The organism is Crocosphaera watsonii WH 8501 (assembly GCF_000167195.1).
GTDB lineage: Bacteria > Cyanobacteriota > Cyanobacteriia > Cyanobacteriales > Microcystaceae > Crocosphaera > Crocosphaera watsonii.
This window is the reverse complement of record NZ_AADV02000302.1, coordinates 1-2,422: the sequence shown is the minus strand read 5'-3', so window position 1 is coordinate 2,422 and position 2,422 is coordinate 1. Positions and strand designations below refer to the sequence as shown.

Here is a 2,422-nt window from a genome sequence, read left to right as displayed (position 1 = left end):
GGACAGTATAGTTTCTGCATAATCGATCAATATAGAATTGGTTTATTGGTTCTGATGAAGGGTGTTAGAAAAAGTTGAAATTATCGATTATCACTAATTACTTTTATTATGGTTAATATTCCTACAAACCGTCCCCCCACGACCCCTGGTGAAATGTTGCGAGAAGAATTTTTAGAACCAATGGGTTTAACTCAAAAACAACTTGCCAATGATATTGGTGTTAGTTATCAAAGAGTGAATGAACTTATTAATAATAAGAGAGGTATTACTCCCAGTACCGCCTTAAGATTGGGGAAATACTTTGGTACATCTCCTGATTTTTGGCTTAATTTACAACGAGCTAATGACCTTTATGCTGTGCTGAAAAAAGAACAAAATGAAATTGACAAAATTAAACCTTTCTCTTTATTCACAGAAAGATAACATAATATGTATAACCCTAAAATATTGTGTATTGGTGAAATTCTCTTTGACTGCCTCGCCGATCAATTGGGTAAAGAATTAAACGAAGTAACATCATGGATAGCTTATCCAGGGGGTGCGCCAGCTAATGTCGCTTGTGGTTTAATTAAACTGGGAATTTCTGCTGCTTTTATTGGTTGTGTTGGAAAGGATAAACCAGGAGATGAATTAGTTAAAATTCTAGACAAAATAGGTGTTAATTCAACAGGAATACAACGTCATACTAATGCCCCCACTCGACAAGTTTATGTGACCCGTTCTCTAACAGGAGAACGTCAATTTGCTGGTTTTGGTCAGATTAAAACTGAGGATTTCGCTGATACTCGATTAAATTCTCAACAGTTAACATCATCCTTATTCACTCAGGCTAAATATTTAGTAATGGGAACCTTAGAACTGGCCTATACTCAAAGTCAGCAAGCTATTTTTAAAGCCATTCAACTAGCTAAAAAATATCAGTTACATATTTTGATAGATGTCAATTGGCGACCCGTATTTTGGCAAAATATAGAAACAGCTAAACCCTTAATCATACAAGTTTTACAAGCTGCGGACTTTATTAAATGCTCTGAAGAAGAAGCCCATTGGTTATTTAAGACCGAAGATCCCCAAGAAATAGCTCAACAGTTCCCTAAAATTAAAGGTATTTTAGTCACATTAGGAGAAAAAGGCTGTCATTATTATCTAGGAAAAAATCAAGGAATAGTAGCAGGATTTTCGGTTAAAGTAATGGATACTACAGGAGCAGGAGATAGTTTTGTAGCAGGATTTTTATCTCAATGTTGTTATTATGAAGAGGAAATATTAAATAATGCAGCAAGAGCAAAACAGACAATTATTTATAGTAATGCCGTCGGAGCATTAACCACCACAAAACCAGGAGCGATCGCAGCCCAACCGAGTAAAGAAGAAGTGGAAATATGGCTAAAAAATCATTAATAATTAAAAGAGGTTACTTTTAGTTTAAAATGAAAATAAATAAGTAATCCAACAGTTAACAAGGTGAAATATGGCTAAGACGGTTGCTCAAGTAATGACCCAAGATCCCATCACCGTTACCCCACAGACTCCTCTATCAGAAGCAGTAAAGATCATAGCAGAAAAAAGGATTAGTGGTTTACCGGTTGTAGATGAGAAAGGGAAACTCTTAGGAGTAATTTCAGAAACCGACTTAATGTGGCAAGAAACGGGAGTGGAACCGCCCCCCTATATAATGATTCTAGATAGCGTCATTTATCTGCAAAATCCTGCCCGTCACGATAAAGAAATTCATAAAGCATTAGGGCAAACTGTAGGGGAAGTGATGAGCGATAAACCCATTAGCATAAAAGCCACACAATCTTTAAATTGGACTTTGGATAAAAAACAATTGTTAGCGTAAATTTTACGCTAAACATATCTCCAGAGCTAAAATAGAGAATTAAGGTGATTTTAAAAACTCTCTTTCCATCTTTTTAGGGGATTTTAAATATTAAATAGCTTCATTCAGTTTCGGTTCCAATATAGATATCTAAGTAGCTTTCAGTTAGAGATTGAATGACTCGTTCTAATTCATCAATGAGATTTCTTCTAGTGAGTTTTTCTACAGCATCAATATGAGCAGAAATTCCGGCTCGTCCTAAATATTTATATTTGGTTTTTTTCTCATTATTAGTGGCCATAGGAAAAATTGATTCAGCAGCCTGTAGTTTATAATACCAGTAGATTGTTCCCTTTCGATTAACCTGATAACGAATAATATGACAATTAGCTGGTGCTACTTCCCCTTCCCGTTCAATTTTCTTTATTTTCTGTTTAAGAGAGCGAATTAGACTCTTAATTTGTTTGGCTCTCAGGTGGACATCTTGACTGGTCTTAAGTTCGGAATGTGATGACATTAGCCTTGACTGTAACAAACAACCTCTTTTGATGTTAGCGTATATATTCCGCTAATTTATAAGGTAATAAATTTTAAAAATGA

3 protein-coding genes and 1 pseudogene are annotated in these 2,422 nt (G+C 35.1%); 3 read left to right on the top strand and 1 reads right to left on the bottom strand.

Going from position 1 to position 2,422, the window contains the following annotated elements:
* The first annotated feature begins 108 nt into the window (after positions 1-108).
* From CWATDRAFT_RS31130 to CWATDRAFT_RS31120, 3 genes and pseudogenes are all read left to right on the top strand, one after another.
* The gene (locus CWATDRAFT_RS31130) at positions 109-423 is read left to right on the top strand and encodes a HigA family addiction module antitoxin (RefSeq protein ID WP_007308659.1); all 315 of its coding nucleotides are present in this window, start codon (positions 109-111) and stop codon (positions 421-423) included.
* A gap of 6 nt (positions 424-429) precedes the next feature.
* The gene (locus CWATDRAFT_RS31125; RefSeq protein ID WP_007308660.1) at positions 430-1,401 is read left to right on the top strand and encodes a carbohydrate kinase family protein; all 972 of its coding nucleotides are present in this window, start codon (positions 430-432) and stop codon (positions 1,399-1,401) included.
* Between the two features lie 70 nt (positions 1,402-1,471).
* Positions 1,472-1,807: pseudogene (locus CWATDRAFT_RS31120) on the top strand (CBS domain-containing protein); the annotation flags it as partial.
* 136 nt (positions 1,808-1,943) lie between these two features.
* Here CWATDRAFT_RS31120 and CWATDRAFT_RS31115 read toward each other — a convergent pair.
* The gene (locus CWATDRAFT_RS31115) at positions 1,944-2,339 is read right to left on the bottom strand and encodes a hypothetical protein (RefSeq protein ID WP_007308658.1); all 396 of its coding nucleotides are present in this window, start codon (positions 2,337-2,339) and stop codon (positions 1,944-1,946) included.
* Positions 2,340-2,422 lie beyond the last annotated feature (83 nt).